Genomic DNA, 18,194 nt, shown 5'->3' on the forward strand with positions numbered 1-18,194 from the left:
CCTTTTAGTGTATTCCCCATTCTCTAAACTTTTGATTCTTGAAATTAGAGAATTGATTTAATTCAATAGCTTTTCTACTCTCTTCTAATAGTTTATTATAAAAATTCAAATTATGCAATACACATAATCTCATGGATAACATTTCCTTAGATTTAAATAGATGACGTATGTATGCTCTAGAATAATTTTCACATGCCTCACAAGAACATTTTTCATCAATAGGTCTATCATCAAGTTCAAATTTTTTATTAATTAAATTTATTTTGCCTGTACTAGTAAAAAGTTGTCCATGCCTCCCATTCCTTGCTGGCAAAACACAATCAAAGAAATCAACACCTCTATATATCGATTCTAAAATATTTTCAGGAGTACCTACACCCATTAAATATATTGGCTTATGTTTTGGTAAATATGGAACTACTTCATCTATAATATGATACATTTCTTCTTTCGTTTCACCAACTGCCAATCCACCTATAGCATACCCAGGCAAATCTAAATCGGAAATTTGTTTAGCATGTTCAATTCTTATATCAGAATATACACCACCTTGATTAATTCCAAATAAAAGTTGATTAGGATTAATGGTATCATCCATCTTATTTAACCTGTCCATTTCAGCAATACATCTCTTTAGCCATCTAGTAGTACGAAAAACAGAATCAATAACATAACTTCTTTCGGAAGGATTTGGTATACACTCATCAAATGCCATCGCTATTGTAGAAGCCAAATTACTTTGTATTTTCATACTCTCTTCTGGTCCAATAAAAATTTTTTTGCCATCTAAGTGTGAATTAAACTCTACTCGCTCTTCTGTTATTTTTCTAAATTTAGAAAGTGAAAAAATTTGAAAACCACCAGAATCAGTTAAAATTGGTTTGTTCCAATTAATAAATTTATGTAGTCCTCCCATTTTTTTTATATTTTCATCACCAGGTCTAAGATGCAAATGATATGTATTGGATAATTCAACTTGACAATCTATTTTATTTAAATCCATAGTTGAAACTGCACCTTTAACAACCCCTTGCGTACCAACATTCATGAAAACCGGCGTTTGAATTGTACCATGTACTGTCTTAAATTCACCACGTCTAGCCCTACCATCTACATTCAATAATTTATACATAAATACTCCTCTCAAAAAACATATCTGGATTAAATTATAATCATACTATCACCAAAACTAAAAAATCGATACTCATTTAATATTGCTTCTTCATAAGCAGTCAATATTTTTTCTCTGTTATAAAATGCACTAATTAATATAATAAGCGTAGATTTAGGTAAATGAAAATTAGTTATTAGAGAGTCAACAGCGCTAAACTTATATCCAGGTTTTATAAAAATATCTGTATATCCCTTTTCTCCTACACATTTACCATTTTTACTAAATACAGTTTCAAGTACCCTAACAGTTGTAGTTCCAACAGATACAATTTTATTTCCTTTAGATTTTGCTAAATTAATAAACTCCGCAGCTTCATTGCTAATTTCATAATACTCAGAGTGCATATTATGATTATCTATATCATTTGTCTTAACTGGCAAAAAAGTACCCAATCCAACATGCAAAGTTATATATACAATTTTTACACCTTTATTTCTTATTTTAAGCAATAATTCATTTGTAAAATGGAGTCCTGCTGTAGGAGCAGCAATTGATCCTATTTTATTCGAATAAACAGTTTGATACTTTTCTTTATCTTCCAACACATCTTTTATGTATGGTGGTAATGGAATGGTTCCATTTTTATTTAAAATATCATATATTTCCCCATCATAAGTAAAATTAACAATCCTATTACCATCTGGATTTATACCTATTACTTCCATTTCAATTTTACCATTTATAAAATGAAATTTTTTGCCAACTAAAGCTCTCTTCCCAGGTTTACACATAACTTCCCAAATTTTACCTTCTATATTTTTAACTAATAGAACTTCTATCTTTCCACCATAACTGCTTTCTCCATAAATTCTAGCCGGAAAAACTCTCGTATCATTTAAAACCAATACATCATCTTTATTCATATAATTAATTACATTTACAAACTCACTATGTACAATATTTCCGTTCTTTCTATCAACAACCATTAACTTAGATGCATCTCTGTTCTTTAATGGTTTCTGGGCTATAAGTCTTTCTGGTAAATCAAAATCAAATAAAGCTATATCCATAAATTACCTCATATTATCTATTAATATTAAAATATTTGTAAGTCTTATCAGTTGCTACTCTACCTCTTGATGTTCTAATAATAAAACCTTGTTGTATAAGAAAAGGTTCATAAACATCTTCCAAAGTGCTGGTTTCTTCTGACAAGAAATGTGCTATAGTTTCAATCCCTGTAGGTCCTCCTTTAAAATTAAAAACTAAAGCATATAAAATTCTCCTATCTATTTTATCTAGTCCAAACTCATCGATTTCCAAAAGATCTAATGCATATCTAACCAATTCTAGATCAACAAAATTGTTTTTTTTAACTTGTGCAAAGTCACGAACTCTTTTTAAAATTCTATTAGCAACCCTTGGCGTACCTCGAGAACGTTTCGCTATTTCAATAGCTGCCTCATCAGTTATATCAATAAATAAAATTCGAGATGACCTAACTATTATTTCCCTCAACTCATCATTTGTATAATAATCCATTGCCAGTAATACACCAAATCTATCTCTCAAAGGGGGCGTTAAAAGTCCCAATCTAGTAGTTGCTCCGACTAAAGTAAACCTAGCTAAATCTATTCTTATCGATTTAGCTTGTGGACCTTTACCAATAATTATATCCAGGGCATAATCTTCCATGGCACTATATAAAATTTCTTCAACCGTACGACTCAATCTATGTATTTCATCTATAAACAGTACTTCCTTCTCTTCAAGAGATGTTAATATTGCTGCTAAATCTCCTATTTTTTCTATAGCGGGAGCTGAGGTTATCTTAATGTTACTATTCATTTCTTTAGAAATAATGGTAGCAAGCGTAGTTTTACCAAGTCCAGGTGGACCATAAAATAAAACATGATCTAATGAGTCACCTCTAATATTGGCTGCTTCAATAAACACTTTTAAATTATTCTTAACCTTACCCTGTCCTATATATTCATCAAAGCTTACAGGTCTTAAACTATATTCTTTTGAATCATTTATAGAAAATGATGTGTTAACCAATCTGTCATCCATAACATCACCTCATTAAATTTTTCAAGCACTCTTTTATTATAAATTCCAGCGGCTCATAAGGAAATTTTTTCACTACTTCATTTAACACTTTATTTACACTTTTATCATCAAACCCCAAAGATAATAACGCCTCCTTCGATTCGGATAAAATATCATTGGATTTGTGATCAACAATAATTTCACTCACCTTATCATAACTTCCTAGCACAATCTTATCCTTTAATTCAAGTATTATTCGCTGTGCTGTTTTTTTTCCAACACCATTTGCTTTCATCAACATAGATTCATCAGAATAATAAATAGCCTCTTTAAGTGTATCAACAGTATTAATCGACAATATTGACAAAGCAGCTTTAGCTCCGATTCCACTTATATTTATTAATTTTAAAAACATATCTAATTCATCATGATTTATAAACCCATACAAACCTATAAAATCTTCTCTAACTATTTGTTCAACGTAAAGTTTAATCTTTTTATCTATATCTGGCATCGAGCAAATACTATTTCCCGATGTAAAAATTTTATATCCTATACCATTATTTTCTATAATTACATAGTCTTTATTTAAACCTTTATAAATTCCCTCTATATACTCGTACATACATCATAACCTTTTCAAATTTTGAAATTAATTATTTTAATATTAATTTAACACTCGTAATAACTTTTTTCAACTAAACTTAATTAAATTGGCTAAGTTTCAAGTTCACTCAATATGTACTGCATTTCATCCCTGTTTTCTGAAGTTAATTGATAATTTAATACCAAATTTCTGTCTATCGCAGGTAAAGAATCTACTTTCTTACTACTTATATCTATTTTTTCATTTTCAATAAATAATTTTCCATTTTTATCTGATTTAAATACAGTTATATATCCATTTTTCTCTCCTATATAGTACATATTGGGATTAAAATTGTTTGTATCCTTTTCTTTTAAGATGATAGATTTATCATTGAAATCAACTATATCATACTTATCCATAGAATACATATCCGTAAGAATTTTATTAATATCCGTTAACTCTAACTTTATTCTATTTTTTTCCATAAACTCCCCATCATCATTTTGAGTTACTATAACAAGATCTCTAGTTCCATTTTTAGATATTGTTTCATAACTATTCTTATTAACAAAGTTAGTGTCACCTTTAAAATTAATATTTTTATATGTTATCATGTAAGCACTTAAAAAAACTAATATAGATATACAAATTATTCCCAGTATTATGAAATTGTTTTTGTTATTTAAAAATTTATTTTTCATTCTTTCTCACTCCTTGTTAGGATTATGTATAAAATATTTAATTTTTATACATATTTAGATAAAAAATGAAAAAAGTGTATTGAAGATTTAATACACTTTAAATTTTTAATTATCAATTTCATATTCTGCATTACAAAAAACTTCTTGAACATCATCATCATCTTCTAATGCATCTATAAACTTTTCTATTATATTAATTTTCTCATCAGAATCCAAAAAAACATTTGTATCTGCTTGCAACATTACTTCAGCTTCTAAAAAATCAATATTTTCAGATTCAAGCTCCTCCTTTATTTTTTTAAAATTTTCAACACTACTCTTAATTACATAAACATTATCACTTTCGTGAGTTTGAAAATCATCAGCACCACAATTAAAAGCAATTTCCATTATCTCATCTTCACTAATATCTTGAGAACTATCGACTACAATCTCACCAACTTCTTTAAACATATAACTGACACAACCACTAGATCCAAGATTTCCAGAAAATTTAGAAAATATATGTCTTACATTACCTGCAGTTCTATTTTTATTATCGGTCAACGCTTTAACTATGACTGCAACTCCAAATGGTCCATAGCCTTCGTAAACTAAATTTTCATAATTATCCCCGCTTAATTCTCCTGCCCCTTTCTTAATAGCTCTCTCTATTGTTTCTTTAGGAATATTATTATATTGTGCCTTTTCTATAGCATCTTTAAGTTTCGAATTTCCTTCGATACTTGATCCTCCCATTTTCGCTGCAACAGATATCTCTTTTACAAGTTTTGTGAAAATTTTTGATCTTTTCGAATCAACTTTACTCTTTCTCGCTTGTATATTATGCCATTTACTATGTCCTGACATTATTTCTCCTCCTTATTTTTTCTTAGGATATTTTATAGAATTTTTACGTAATTTTTCCATTATATTCTTGTACAAATCAATATCCAAGCTATTAGCCAAAGAAATTGAATATATCATAACATCTGCTAATTCTTCACAGAAATGTTCAAATTTATCGCTATTTTTAATGTTATTTGCTTCGTCGGTTGTATCCCACTGAAATATTTCCATAAGTTCTGCTGCTTCGATTGCTATACTCATGCTAAGATCTTTAGGATTCCTAAACTTATCCCATCCACGTTCTGACTCGAAATTTTTTATTATTATTTTCAGCTCTTCTAGATTAACTCTTGAATCATTTAACTCCATAATTAATTCTCCTAATTTATTATTGAATCTCATTATTTAAAAAATATCTTCCCTCATTTTTAAAATACATAACATCATCGCTAATTTCAACATCAAAATTATTCGAAGTTAGATCAGTTATATCGGATAAAAGCTTATTTACAATAATTTTTTCAATTCTAACTTTAAATATAACCTTTTCTTCATATAAAACATTATCTACATGAATTTTATTTACATCAAAAAAGTACTGTAATTTTCCAATAATCTCATACGGAACAATTATTGAGATTTCTTTACCTAAAACTCTATCAACTATCTTCGCTTTATCGATCACTCCACTGGCACCATTTACATAAGCCCTAGTCAATCCTCCAACACCTAAAAGAATTCCTCCGAAATACCTTGTTACTACAACAATAATATCTGTTAATCCTCTTTTCTTAATTAATTCTATTATTGGTATTCCTGCCGTACCTCGTGGCTCTCCATCATCTGTATATCTTTGAATCAACATATCATTACCAATTACATAAGCATAAACATTGTGCCTAGCTTCATGATGCTTAGTCTTTATATCATCTATAAATTTTTTAGCCTCATATTCTGACTCAATATGCTTAATGTATCCTATAAAAATAGATTTCTTTTCTTCAAACTTGTATTCTGTTTCACCTATTATAGTTTTGTAATCCAATTTCTAATTCTCCAAACCTTCAATAATATATTTTTTAAATCTATTTAGCTTACTTTTTGGTACATCAAAATTAACAAATGTTCCATTATCCAAATGTTTCTCTTGTATAATTTTGTAATCCTTATAGATAATGTTTAATATTGAATAATCCGAGTATGGAATCAATAATGACACGTTTTTATATTCCAAGCTTAATGTTTCCTCAATCAAGTTCAATAAGCTATCTATGTTAAATCCATTAAATGCAGAAATAAATATTGATTTTTCATTAGGATATAGTCTGTGTATTTTTATTTTAAATTCCTCTAATTCCTCATCTTTTAATTTGTCTACTTTATTAAATATCAGTATCCTATTTAAATTTTTAATTCCAATTTCTTTCAAAACATTATCAGTTGTATCTATTTCAATTTCAAAATTACTAGAAGAAGAATCTACTACATGCAAAAGTAAATTACTATAAATAACCTCCTCCAATGTCGATTTAAATGCATCCACCAAATCATGTGGCAATTTTTTAATGAAACCAACCGTGTCAGTTAAAGAAATTATGGTCTTTCTCGGTAATAAAATCTTCCTGACAGTTGTATCCAATGTTGCAAATAACATATCGGCTTCAAACACAAGTTTTTTATCTAACTCTGTTTCACCTTCATTAGATGTCATATAAATATAATTTCTTAATGTGGATTTACCTGCATTTGTATATCCTACTATTGATACTTGTGGTATATTGTTCTTTATCCTTGCGTCCCTTTGTACACTTCTCTCTAACTTTATTTTTTCAATTTCTTTCTTCAAATAATCAATTCTGCTTCTTATATATCTTCTATCCGTTTCAAGTTTAGTTTCTCCTGATCCTCCTCTTAAGCCTATACCACCTGACGTTCTATTTAAATCAGTATTTAATCCTCTAAGTCTTGAATATTTGTACTTCAATACAGCCAATTCAACTTGATATTTAGAAACTTTAGATTTCGCCCTTCTTGCAAATATTTCTAAAATTAAAGTCGTCCTATCTATAACTCTAATTCCTGATATCTCTTCAAGAGCACGTATTTGTGATCCTGATAAATCATCGTCGAAAATCAACAATTTTATGTTTCTATGATAAATAGAATTTATTATTTCTTTAATCTTTCCCTTACCTATGTAATACATCGAGTCAGCCTTATCTCTTTTTTGAAAAAATGTATCATCAACATTTATACTGCAAGCATAAGCCAACTCTTTTAATTCTTCAAGACTCTCTAAAGTGTCACATCCTATCAAAACGCAATTATCTTCAATTTTATTTTTATATATTTCAAGTTTAAAATTTTTCTCTATCTCTTGTATCTTTGTAAAAATGTCAAAATTCAAATAATTTTCTAAATCTGAAAAAATATATTCTTCATATCCATTTCCTTCATAATTTTCTCCATAATTTCCAAGCACTCCTATTGAAAATCCATCAAATAATTTTTCATTCGTAATATTAACAGCTGATATAGCATCCAATCTCAAATTTTTTAAACTAGCAATATCAACATTTGATAATTTAGGTGATGCATTTAAATGCGTATGAATTACCCTACATCCACTTAATTTTTTCTTCTCTTTCAAATCGATATGAATTTTGGCATCACTACTTGTTCCAATTGAAATGCTATGAACAACTCCAGACCTTTCTAAAACAATGCATATCTCTTTATTAATTTTTAAACTTATTTCACATACCTTATATAAAATTTCTTCACTGATAATTAAATTTTTATCTGTTTTAATATCATGTAACTTTTCAAGTTCATTAAGATAACTTTTTTTAACGCCACTAATATCACCATGTATCATAAAATCACTCCTAAGCTATAATTATTTTTTCAAGAATTATTCATTGTAAAAGTATAGATTATTAATTTCATGAAAGAATTAAAAATATAAGTCAAATAAAAAATAATTACAAATATCTTTAATATCTTTGAATTTTTCATTTGTTTCGATATTGCCATATTTACATTTTTTTTTGATAGTTATATAATTTAAGGGATTGTATAATCAAACAAGGAGCAAGAATTTACTGGGAGGAATATATGTCAAATAATAATAATTCTAGCAATAGTTCAAACTTAAATAATGAAGACAACAAGACTAAAACTATTCAGAATAATATTAACAATAAAAATAGTAAGAAATCAAAAAAAATTCTAACAACATTTTTAATTTTCATATTGTCAGTATTTTTAATTGGTGCACTTTCTGTTTTTGGATTTACTTTTGCAATAATTAAGACTTCTCCTCCATTAACTATAGAAGCCGTTACTGATCTTGATCAAGCATCTCAACTATTTGATGCTAATGGCGAGTTTATGGATGAAGTATTAAAAGCTGAAAAAAGATACGTTATTTCATTAGACGAAATACCTCTTCATTTACGTAATGCATTTATAGCTATAGAAGATGAAAGGTTTTACCAACACTCTGGTATAGATGTGCAACGTATAATAGGTGCAGTAATAACTGACATCAAAAAAATTCTAAACAAACAGACAGGATTACATGGAGCTTCTACATTAACACAACAAGTTATTAAAAATACTATTTTAACTAACGAAGTATCCATAGTTAGAAAAATACGTGAAATTTATTTAGCTTTAGAATTAGAAAAGCAATTAACAAAAGATCAAATATTAGAAATATACTTAAACACAATATTTGTAGGGGGTAATGCATACGGTGTTGAAGCTGGGGCGTTGCAGTATTTTTCCAAAAATGCAAAAGATCTTACTCTTGCACAATCCGCCTTTCTAGCTGGATCAACTCAACATCCTACAAGATATTACTCAAGTGCTATTAATTCTTCAGAGAGTCAATTTTATAAAAATAGGGCATTGACAGTTTTAAATAAAATGCTTGAACTTGGATATGTTGGTCAAGAGGATTATAACAAAGCTGTCGAAGAAATAAACAACGATCAAATTGGTTTCAATATCAAAAAATTTAATGATAGTTATAATTATGAGTGGTTTGCTAGACCTGTAGTTGAAGAATTAACTAAAGATTTAAAAGAAGTTTATGGATATACAGATGAAGAAATTAAGTTGCATTTAAGAAATGATGGGCTTAAAATTTATACTACAATGGATAAAACTTTGCAAGATCATGCTCAAAACATACTTGATAATGCAACAAACTATATAAATTTATCTGAGTGGACAGATGAAAATGGAATAATTCAACCTCAGATGTCTGCTGTTGTTATTGATTTTAAGACTGGTCATGTTAAAACAATTATTGGTGGACGTGGAACTCAAGATGCTAATTCGTATAACAGAGCTGCATCTGATAAATTCTTACGTTCTATCGGATCAACAGCAAAACCATTAACAGCCTACACTCCTCTTATTGACTTAAAATTAGGTCATGCTGGAACAGGAGTTGAAGATTCTCCTTTATCTAAGGAATTATCTGATAAATACGAAGGATGGGATCCGACAAATGAAGTTAAAAATAACTTTATAGGATACACAAATATTAGATACTCACTTGAGAGATCTATCAACTTATCAGCTATAAAAATAGTCGATACAGTTGGAATTAAAAACTCTTTAGATTATGGTAAAAAATTTGGATTACATTACAACAAAAAGTCAGAGAGTAGTATTGCAACATTAGCTTTAGGACAATTTAATAATGATCCTACTGATATAGATGGTGGTAACTCACTAATTTTAGCTTCAGCATTTAGCGTTTTTGCAAATGGTGGTGTTTTAACTGAACCTATTACTTACACTCATGTTGTAGATAAAAATGGTAAAGTAATATTAGAAAACAAACCTGATAAAACTCAAGTTGTTTCTCCTGAAACTGCTTATATAATGTATGATTTATTAAAAGGTCCTGTTGAAAGATATTCTTCTAAACCTGCTAAATTTAATGACATACCTGTAGTTGGTAAAACAGGTACAACTGAAAACAATAAAGATTTATGGTTCGCAGGTACAACTCCTTATATGTCTGCAGCTATTTGGATTGGAGCAGATAAGCCAACAGAACTTAAAGATAAATATGGTAACAAACCTTTTAGTGGATCTACTGCAAGTGCATTATTTGGAAAGATTATGGCTAAAGCTCATGAATCACTACCACCTATAGATATTCCAAGACCTCAAGATATTGTGTCAGCAAATATTTGTAGTGTATCAGGATTATTAGCTGGTCCATATTGTTCTTCTGATCCTAGAGGAAGTAAAGTTTATACAGAGATATTTGTAAAAGGAACTGTTCCAACTCATACTTGTGATATACACGTTCCTGTAACTATTAACTCATTGACGGGAGCTATAGCAACGGCAAGTACTCCTGAATATTTAAAAGAAACTCGTGTGTTCTTAAACAGAAAATATACTCCTAGCGTATATTTAAGTGATCAAAAATATGTTGCACCAAAAGTATACGATGATGGATCATATGAATTACCTGACAATAATGATAATTTAAACCAAGATGGTGTAGATCCAGATGAAGAGTGGTTTGATAAAAACGATACTACTAAACCACCTGCAGATAATAACAATACAAATACTACACCGCCACCTACTGACAATAATACTGAAACTACTCCACCTGCAGATAATAACAACACAAATACTACACCACCACCTACTGACAATAATACTGAAACTACTCCACCTGCAGATAATAACAACACAGATAATAACAACACAAATACTACACCACCACCTACTGACAATAATGCTGAAACTACTCCACCTGCAGATAATAACAATACAAATACTACACCGCCACCTACTGACAATAATACTGAAACTACTCCACCTACAGATGATAACAATACAAATACTACACCGCCACCTACAAATACAGATAAATTTGATCCACCGATAATTGAAGAAACTCCTACTATTCCAACACCAAATCCAACTCCTGAAGTAGGGAATGATTCTAATAATATTAACAACAACAATAACAATAATGAAACTACAAACCAATCAAATACAACAAATAATTCTGAAACAGAAAATACTCAAAATGAAAATCTAGATTCAGCTGATTTTGATTTCGGATAAAATTTTAAAAACAAAAAGGCCATATATCATGTAAATTATTTGATATATGACCTTTTTTTATATATTAAAAAATTTAACTTGAGGTTTACTCTCAATGTTCACTACTGCTAAGCTTATAGGTAGAGAAAATCTTCTTGGTCCAAAACTTCCTGGATTTAAAATTAATGTGTCATTAATATATTCTTCTGATGGTTTATGAGTATGTCCATGTATCACAATATCATAATTTGTATATTCCTCATTCATATAAGTCAAATCATGTATGACATATATACTAAGACTCCCATTCAAATTTAATTTTTTATAATCTGGATATATATTTTGATTTAACATAAAATCATTATTTCCACTAATAGCTTCAACTTTACATATGGATTCTAGTTCATATATGGTGCTTTCTTTCACTATATCTCCTGCATGTATAATAAGATCGCAATCTTTAAAAAATTCATATACTTCTGTTCTTATTAATCCGTGAGTATCCGAAATAACTCCAATATTTTTTAACAATAGATATCCTCCTTAAAACGAAAAACCCCTTCATATATTTATAAGGAGTTTTTTCATATCAATATTAATTTTTCTTCCACCATTTTTTTGAATTCTTCTTCGCATCTAACTTACTTCTTAAATAAGGAATATTCTCATCAAATTTTGATGCTCTTTCTTCAAGCATTTCTAAAGTTTTATAGTACATCGTTTCTTGTAACAATTGTTCTCTATCTTTTTCCATAAGAGATTGACTGTTTTCAATTATAGACATTAACTTTTTAATTTGATTGTCCTTTTCCTTAATTTGTGCAGTAAGAAGACTTATTGACTCATCTGGATTTTTTTTATCTAACGAATGTCCTCCATTAATATGTAAAGTTTCACTATTATTCTCAGAAGAGTCAGTAACCATCTCTATCTGTTCAATCTTAGGTTCATCTTCAACAACCTGTTCTTCCGATTCAATTTCTTTACACATTATTTCAGTTAAAATTTGTAATCCTGACTCGTCTAAGTATGTTTTCTTACTCTTATAAATAATACTCTCATTTAATTCTTTTGTCTTTCTTAATTCTTCATAAATACTTTTCTCTGAAACATTAAATTTTTGTGATAATTCTTTAATGCTATATAACTTTTCCAAAGCCATTCCCCTTTTGTCCCATTTTTTTCCATAATTATATGTTAATTATATAATCATCTTAAGGATTTTTCAAATATAATAATAAATATTTACATTTATTTAACTGTTTCAGTGAATATTTTTAATTTGCTTGTATTGAGTGAGCTTTTACAACATTGCTCAACAAATTAGTTACTGTCAGCAACCCAACTCCCCCTGGAACTGTTGTTATTTTTGAGCATTTCTCTATACAATCAAAAAAGTCAACATCGCCACATAATTTATCATCTAAAAAATTTATACCAACATCTAAGATAACTGCATCTTCTTTAATAAAATCACTCTTTAAAAAGTTTGGTTGCCCTATACCAATAACTATAATATCTGATTTTAAACATATCTCTTTCAAATTATTTGTATGTGAATGACAAACTGTAACCGTTGCATTATTTTGAAGAAATAAATGCATTAATGGTTTGCCTACTAAGTCACTTCTATTAATTATAGCTACATTTTTTCCATCTATATCTAAATCATTATGCTTTAATATTTCTATAACCCCTTGAGCTGTACATGGAATTAAACAATCTTTATTGCTGTATAACTTTCCTTTGTTTATAATTGAAAATCCATCTACATCTTTTGTATACAATATAGAATCATTTATAACTTGTGAATCAATATGAGCTGGTAATGGAAATTGAACAATTATTCCCGTCACATTATCACTTTCATTTAGTCTATGTATAATTTTTAGCAATTCATCCTGACTCACTTTTTCATCTAATTTTATTAGTTCTGATTCAATTCTACATCTTTCACATGCTTTTAGCTTATTATTAATGTAAGAATTACTTGCGAAATCATCACCAACTTGTATAATAACCAATCTTAACTTCAAAGAATTTTCCAATATATATTTTGCTATACCTACTTCTTTTAAATCTCTATATTCCTTACAATTAAGAATCTTATAAGAATAATCTTTCATGAATATCACCTCTTAATAATCATATAAAAATATTTTTTCAAACTCAATATTAAATAAATATAAAATCCTCTAACTCTTTCTTTCCTTGTATGATCAAGCTATCTATAATATTTTCATAATTGTATTTATCCAATATGAAGATATAATTTTTTGTTAAATCTGCAGACTTGTCGTTACTATATTCCTCAATACTCAAATCTCTTACTCTAATATCATTGTTTTTTAAAATTTTGTGTACAGCATTTGAATATTTACTTTTACCGATTATACAAACTTCTCTATTCCTTATATAAGATTGTAAAAATTTAACTTTAGATTTTATAATCTCCTCAGTGTATTTTTCATTTAAATGTTTTTGTTTATGAACAAATTCCGAATTAACCCTATTTAAATAAAGTTTCTTATCTATGATTCCAACTTTAAAATTTTTATTAATCAAATTAAATATAAAATCTAAATCTTCTGAAGATCTAAGTCTAATATCATACTTGATTTTATTAAAAATACTTGACCTACACATAAAAGTTCCATGACATATTTTGTGACCATTCAAAAATTTCACTGAAGGATTCTTATCATCAATTTTAAAATTAAATATTCTTTCACAAAATTTAATATCATCTCCATTTTGGTAATCTGTAAGTTCAATTTCAATAAAAGATCCAACTAATGCAACATCACCATTATCTTTCAAATATTTAAGTTGAACCTCAATACGTTCTTTAAATGAATGATCATCTCCATCCATTCTCGCTATGTAATCACCCTTTGCATATTCAAGCAACTCATCAATTGAATTTGCAACCCCTTTATTATCTCTAGAAATTAATCTAATGTTCTTATTATCCATAGCATACTTTTCAATAATTGAAAGAGAAGCATCTGTAGATCCATCATCTAAAATTAATAATTCAATATTTTTATAAGTTTGATTTAAAATACTCTCGATTGCATCAGCTAAATATTTTTCATTATTGTATACAGGCATTATTATCGAAACCAAATTATTTTCCAACTTTTATACCATCCTTTTCAACGAATTATTATAGAACATTATTATTATTTATCAATAAAATATTTATATACTAACTTTAAATATTAAAAAGGAGCAACTAAATGAATTTTTCAATTGATATAAGGGGATCTCATTTATATCATGGCACTGGAATAGGAACCTATACGAAAAACCTAATAACTCATTTACTTAAAATAGATAAAGATAATTTTTATAATCTGCTTTATTGTGGATATAATCCTACTCAATTTAAACAATCAAATTCCCAAATATATTTCATTTCAAGAAAACACAGCTCATATTTTGAGCAAATTTATATACCAAATTTGTTACAAAAAAATAATTTATCCCTCTTTCACATGCCGCAAAATGGAATTGGATATAAAGAACTTATCTCTTCGAAGAAATTTAAATCCATAGTAACGATCCATGATTTAATTCCTTACATTCTTCCTCAAACAGTTGGTAAATCCTATTTAAAAAACTTTTTGAAACAAATGCCCTATATAGTTGAAAATTCATCTGCAATAATAACAGTTTCAGAATACTCAAAACAAGAAATCATGAAATTTTTCTCCGTTGATCCAAATAAAATTTTTGTTACCCCCCTTGCAACTAGTAAAAATTTTAAACCTTTGAACACTTCATACTGCAAAGATATTTTAAAAGAGAAATTTAATATTGATTATGAATTCATTTTGTATATTGGTGGTTTCAGCAAAAGGAAAAATATATATAATTTGATCTCAGCTTTCAAAATGGCATACAAAAATTTTAATAAACCTTTAAAGCTTGTACTACTTGGTCAAATACGGGAAGAATTTAGAAAACTATTGAAAATGATCAATGAGAATGGTCTTTCAGATTACATTGTATTCACAGGGTTTGTTGAAGAAAAATATTTGCCAATATTCTACAATGCATCAGAATTTTTTGTATACATCTCCTTATATGAAGGATTTGGATTACCTCTTTTAGAAGCAATGAGCTGTAAAAAAGCAATAATCAGCTCTAATGTTAGTTCTATACCTGAAGTTGTTGACAGCACTTCTTATCAAGTTAACCCTTATGACATTTTGGAAATTTCAGAATCTTTATGTAAATTATCAAACGATAATAATTTGAAAAATAAATTATCTGAAAATGCGTACACACGTTCAAAGCTTTTTTCATGGGAAAAATGTACTTATTCAACCTTAGAGATTTATAAGAGTTTACACGAAAATATGAACTAGTTTATATACAAAAAGTAAAATGATCTTAAACATTTTACTTTTTGGGTTTAAATATTTTTCATTTATCTTGGAAATAATATTTTTCAAACAAATTTAAAAGGAGCTTTTTAAATGAAGTTGATAAATAAATTTTTTATACTATTTTCTATATTTGTTATACTAAGTTCAATTCCGACAAAAGCCATAGATGAAACTCAAAAAAAATATGTTTACTTAACCTTTGACGATGGACCAACAAAAGGAAATACTCCAAAATTACTAGATGAACTTGAACGCCTAAATCTTCCTGCTACATTTTTCGTAGTTGGAAATTTAGTTAAGGAAAACACGGAAGCGATGAAAAAGATAATTGATAAAAATCATTCAATAGGTCTTCATACGATATCTCATAATAAAAATAAGTGCTACGAATCTCATGAAAGTTTCATAAGAGAGAATTCAGAATTAAGGAATTTACTTAAAGAAAAATACAACATTGAAAGTAATATTCTTAGATTTCCCTTTGGATCTCAAAATTCTTATTTAAAGATGGATAAGGTATTCCTAGATAAATTACATAACAATAATTTTAAAATATTCGATTGGCATATAGACACAACGGATGCTTTAAATCCTCATAAAACTCCTCAAGAACTCTTAAATATATGTAAAAGACAATATGAAAAATTTTATAAAAATAATTCAAACATAATTATCTTAATGCACACAAATTCGAATAATAATAACACAATAAAAGCTCTTGAAGGAATTAAAAATTATTTTGTAGAGCTCGGATATGAATTTAAATCATTGGATGATAACTCAAAAGAATTATATAATGTAAAATAAATCAAAAAATAGCATAGCTAATTAGCTATGCTATTTTTATATCATTAAATATTGAAACATATTAAACAAATAACCAACGATTATAATTCCAATAATACAAATTGTAACGAATATTCCTAATAATTTTGGTTTTATAACTTTTTTCAGCATTATAAGAGAAGGTAAACTTAAAGTAGTTACTGCCATCATAAAACTTATAACTGTCCCAAGCTGTGCTCCTTTTGCAAGCAAAGCTTCTGCAAGAGGTATCATTCCAAAAATATCTGCGTACATCGGAACACCTATTAAAGTTGCAAGAACTACGCCAAAAGGATTATTATTTCCAAGAATAGTCTGAACCCAAGTTTCAGGAACCCAATTGTGTATAATTGCACCAATAACAACACCAATTAAAATATATATAAAAACTTTTCTAAAGGTTTCAATCACTTGATTCTTAGCGAACACCAATCTATTTCTCACTGTAAGAGTGTAAGATTCAATAGATACTCTCTTTTTATTATCTATAAATTTTTCTACATATTTTTCCATGTTCATTTTATCAATAATACTACCTCCAACTACAGCTATAACAAGTCCGATAAACACATATAAAACAGCAATTTTAGTTCCAAAAACACTTATTAATAAAACCAAACTTGCCAAATCAACCATTGGCGATGAAATAAGAAATGAAAAAGTTACTCCTAATGGTAGTCCAGAACTAGTAAACCCAATGAACAATGGAATAGATGAGCATGAGCAAAATGGTGTCACAGTTCCTAAAAGTGCTGAAACAATATTAGCTCCAATGCCACGAAAACGTCCAAGAATTTTTTTACTCCGCTCTTGTGGAAAATAACTTTGAATATATGAAATTATAAAGACCAGAAAACATAGTAAAATAGAGATCTTAAACATATCATAAATAAAAAACTGAATACTACCTCCAATTGCTGAATGAATATTTATTCCTAAAAAAGATATAGCATTTCCTATAAAATCATTTAACCATCTCATCCCAAGTAACTGATCTTGAATAAATCCCCAAATAGAATTTAAATTCATAAATTAAATCCTCCATTCAAATTGATACATTCAAAAGTATCGAAATATTATGCAAAATAAAAATCATCTTTTCAGATGAATTATTTATCATTAAAACAATTAATATTATCTTCATTAATTCTATTAATATTTAACTGCTGATCTAACAATTTCTTTGCACGCTCTACCCCATCAAGATTAATAGAATAATAAACCCACTTTCCATCTTTACGAGCTCTAACAATATCAGCATCACAAAGTAACTTCATATGATGTGAAAGAGTTGATTGAGTAACACATAAATAATCTAATAAGTCACAAGCACATTTTTCCCCTACTCTAAGCTGTTCCAAAATTTTTAAACGATTTTCATCACAAAGAGCTTTAAATACTTTAACAACATCACTATACAAGATTTCCATATAACATCATCTCACATTCATTCCTTTAGACTACCATTTTATTATATCCATATATTTAAATTTGTCAATATATTTCGTGAAATCTCCAAAAATAAATAGGAGCACTTAGATAAAAATTAAAATATAATCGCTCCTATTTCTCAATATTTAAAATTAACATATCTT

General features: G+C 28.0%; 18 protein-coding genes. 3 read left to right on the forward strand and 15 right to left on the reverse strand.

Annotated elements, in window-relative coordinates; all coding sequences use genetic code 11:
• Positions 1–4: 4 nt before the first annotated feature.
• From tgt to hflX, 9 genes are all read right to left on the reverse strand, one after another.
• Entirely contained in the window at positions 5–1,132 is a 1,128-nt protein-coding gene (tgt, locus tag RATSFB_RS03900) for a tRNA guanosine(34) transglycosylase Tgt (RefSeq protein WP_014094748.1), read from the reverse strand.
• A gap of 29 nt (positions 1,133–1,161) precedes the next feature.
• A complete protein-coding gene (gene queA, locus RATSFB_RS03905; protein ID WP_014094749.1) occupies positions 1,162–2,184 on the reverse strand; it encodes a tRNA preQ1(34) S-adenosylmethionine ribosyltransferase-isomerase QueA in 1,023 nt (340 codons plus the stop codon).
• A gap of 13 nt (positions 2,185–2,197) precedes the next feature.
• Complete coding sequence (ruvB, locus tag RATSFB_RS03910; protein ID WP_014094750.1) at positions 2,198–3,187, reverse strand: Holliday junction branch migration DNA helicase RuvB; 990 nt, start codon at positions 3,185–3,187, stop codon at positions 2,198–2,200.
• A 4-nt stretch (positions 3,188–3,191) separates the two neighbouring features.
• Entirely contained in the window at positions 3,192–3,791 is a 600-nt protein-coding gene (gene ruvA / locus RATSFB_RS03915) for a Holliday junction branch migration protein RuvA (protein WP_014094751.1), read from the reverse strand.
• 92 nt (positions 3,792–3,883) lie between these two features.
• The gene (locus tag RATSFB_RS03920; protein ID WP_014094752.1) at positions 3,884–4,456 is read right to left on the reverse strand and encodes a hypothetical protein; all 573 of its coding nucleotides are present in this window, start codon (positions 4,454–4,456) and stop codon (positions 3,884–3,886) included.
• A gap of 105 nt (positions 4,457–4,561) precedes the next feature.
• Positions 4,562–5,305 carry a YebC/PmpR family DNA-binding transcriptional regulator gene (locus RATSFB_RS03925; RefSeq protein WP_014094753.1) on the reverse strand — a complete coding sequence of 248 codons (744 nt, stop codon included), beginning with the start codon at positions 5,303–5,305 and terminating at the stop codon, positions 4,562–4,564.
• 12 nt (positions 5,306–5,317) lie between these two features.
• The gene (locus RATSFB_RS03930; RefSeq protein ID WP_014094754.1) at positions 5,318–5,653 is read right to left on the reverse strand and encodes a nucleotide pyrophosphohydrolase; all 336 of its coding nucleotides are present in this window, start codon (positions 5,651–5,653) and stop codon (positions 5,318–5,320) included.
• Between the two features lie 19 nt (positions 5,654–5,672).
• Positions 5,673–6,329, reverse strand: a complete 657-nt coding sequence (locus tag RATSFB_RS03935; protein ID WP_014094755.1) for a YigZ family protein — start codon at positions 6,327–6,329, stop codon at positions 5,673–5,675.
• Positions 6,330–6,332: 3 nt separating this feature from the next.
• Entirely contained in the window at positions 6,333–8,162 is a 1,830-nt protein-coding gene (gene hflX / locus RATSFB_RS03940) for a GTPase HflX (RefSeq protein WP_014094756.1), read from the reverse strand.
• Between the two features lie 239 nt (positions 8,163–8,401).
• Between hflX and RATSFB_RS03945 the strand changes: the two genes are divergently transcribed.
• The gene (locus RATSFB_RS03945) at positions 8,402–11,398 is read left to right on the forward strand and encodes a transglycosylase domain-containing protein (RefSeq protein ID WP_014094757.1); all 2,997 of its coding nucleotides are present in this window, start codon (positions 8,402–8,404) and stop codon (positions 11,396–11,398) included.
• A gap of 57 nt (positions 11,399–11,455) precedes the next feature.
• On the opposite strand, the gene RATSFB_RS03950 is transcribed toward RATSFB_RS03945, so the two are convergent.
• The 4 genes from RATSFB_RS03950 to RATSFB_RS03965 all read right to left on the reverse strand — a co-directional run bounded on the left by RATSFB_RS03950 (position 11,456) and on the right by RATSFB_RS03965 (position 14,518).
• Positions 11,456–11,908: a metallophosphoesterase family protein gene (locus RATSFB_RS03950; protein WP_014094758.1), complete on the reverse strand. Its 453-nt coding sequence runs from the start codon at positions 11,906–11,908 to the stop codon at positions 11,456–11,458.
• A gap of 64 nt (positions 11,909–11,972) precedes the next feature.
• Positions 11,973–12,539: a hypothetical protein gene (locus tag RATSFB_RS03955; protein WP_014094759.1), complete on the reverse strand. Its 567-nt coding sequence runs from the start codon at positions 12,537–12,539 to the stop codon at positions 11,973–11,975.
• Between the two features lie 115 nt (positions 12,540–12,654).
• A complete protein-coding gene (locus RATSFB_RS03960) occupies positions 12,655–13,503 on the reverse strand; it encodes a bifunctional 5,10-methylenetetrahydrofolate dehydrogenase/5,10-methenyltetrahydrofolate cyclohydrolase (RefSeq protein ID WP_014094760.1) in 849 nt (282 codons plus the stop codon).
• A 49-nt stretch (positions 13,504–13,552) separates the two neighbouring features.
• Complete coding sequence (locus tag RATSFB_RS03965; RefSeq protein ID WP_014094761.1) at positions 13,553–14,518, reverse strand: glycosyltransferase family 2 protein; 966 nt, start codon at positions 14,516–14,518, stop codon at positions 13,553–13,555.
• Positions 14,519–14,619: 101 nt separating this feature from the next.
• Between RATSFB_RS03965 and RATSFB_RS03970 the strand changes: the two genes are divergently transcribed.
• The gene (locus RATSFB_RS03970) at positions 14,620–15,753 is read left to right on the forward strand and encodes a glycosyltransferase family 4 protein (protein ID WP_014094762.1); all 1,134 of its coding nucleotides are present in this window, start codon (positions 14,620–14,622) and stop codon (positions 15,751–15,753) included.
• Positions 15,754–15,864: 111 nt separating this feature from the next.
• The gene (locus RATSFB_RS03975; RefSeq protein ID WP_014094763.1) at positions 15,865–16,581 is read left to right on the forward strand and encodes a polysaccharide deacetylase family protein; all 717 of its coding nucleotides are present in this window, start codon (positions 15,865–15,867) and stop codon (positions 16,579–16,581) included.
• 36 nt (positions 16,582–16,617) lie between these two features.
• On the opposite strand, the gene RATSFB_RS03980 is transcribed toward RATSFB_RS03975, so the two are convergent.
• Positions 16,618–17,628: a permease gene (locus RATSFB_RS03980; protein ID WP_014094764.1), complete on the reverse strand. Its 1,011-nt coding sequence runs from the start codon at positions 17,626–17,628 to the stop codon at positions 16,618–16,620.
• A gap of 80 nt (positions 17,629–17,708) precedes the next feature.
• Positions 17,709–18,029 (reverse strand): ArsR/SmtB family transcription factor, encoded by a 321-nt coding sequence (locus RATSFB_RS03985; RefSeq protein ID WP_014094765.1) that lies wholly within the window; start codon positions 18,027–18,029, stop codon positions 17,709–17,711.
• Between the last annotated feature and the right edge of the window lie 165 nt (positions 18,030–18,194).

It is taken from the genome of Candidatus Arthromitus sp. SFB-rat-Yit (assembly GCF_000283555.1).
Classification (GTDB): Bacteria; Bacillota; Clostridia; order Clostridiales; family Clostridiaceae; genus Dwaynesavagella.

What these genes read in the sequence shown, in the direction of transcription:
- RATSFB_RS03920 (WP_014094752.1), bottom strand. Translation starts at nt 4,456, where the DNA reads ATGAAAAATAAATTTTTAAATAACAAAAACAATTTCATAATACTGGGA.
- RATSFB_RS03970 (WP_014094762.1), top strand. Translation starts at nt 14,620, where the DNA reads ATGAATTTTTCAATTGATATAAGGGGATCTCATTTATATCATGGCACT.
- queA (WP_014094749.1), bottom strand. Translation starts at nt 2,184, where the DNA reads ATGGATATAGCTTTATTTGATTTTGATTTACCAGAAAGACTTATAGCC.
- RATSFB_RS03930 (WP_014094754.1), bottom strand. Translation starts at nt 5,653, where the DNA reads ATGGAGTTAAATGATTCAAGAGTTAATCTAGAAGAGCTGAAAATAATA.
- hflX (WP_014094756.1), bottom strand. Translation starts at nt 8,162, where the DNA reads ATGATACATGGTGATATTAGTGGCGTTAAAAAAAGTTATCTTAATGAA.
- RATSFB_RS03955 (WP_014094759.1), bottom strand. Translation starts at nt 12,539, where the DNA reads ATGGCTTTGGAAAAGTTATATAGCATTAAAGAATTATCACAAAAATTT.
- RATSFB_RS03980 (WP_014094764.1), bottom strand. Translation starts at nt 17,628, where the DNA reads ATGAATTTAAATTCTATTTGGGGATTTATTCAAGATCAGTTACTTGGG.
- RATSFB_RS03960 (WP_014094760.1), bottom strand. Translation starts at nt 13,503, where the DNA reads ATGAAAGATTATTCTTATAAGATTCTTAATTGTAAGGAATATAGAGAT.
- ruvB (WP_014094750.1), bottom strand. Translation starts at nt 3,187, where the DNA reads ATGGATGACAGATTGGTTAACACATCATTTTCTATAAATGATTCAAAA.
- tgt (WP_014094748.1), bottom strand. Translation starts at nt 1,132, where the DNA reads ATGTATAAATTATTGAATGTAGATGGTAGGGCTAGACGTGGTGAATTT.
- ruvA (WP_014094751.1), bottom strand. Translation starts at nt 3,791, where the DNA reads ATGTACGAGTATATAGAGGGAATTTATAAAGGTTTAAATAAAGACTAT.
- RATSFB_RS03985 (WP_014094765.1), bottom strand. Translation starts at nt 18,029, where the DNA reads ATGGAAATCTTGTATAGTGATGTTGTTAAAGTATTTAAAGCTCTTTGT.
- RATSFB_RS03975 (WP_014094763.1), top strand. Translation starts at nt 15,865, where the DNA reads ATGAAGTTGATAAATAAATTTTTTATACTATTTTCTATATTTGTTATA.
- RATSFB_RS03945 (WP_014094757.1), top strand. Translation starts at nt 8,402, where the DNA reads ATGTCAAATAATAATAATTCTAGCAATAGTTCAAACTTAAATAATGAA.
- RATSFB_RS03925 (WP_014094753.1), bottom strand. Translation starts at nt 5,305, where the DNA reads ATGTCAGGACATAGTAAATGGCATAATATACAAGCGAGAAAGAGTAAA.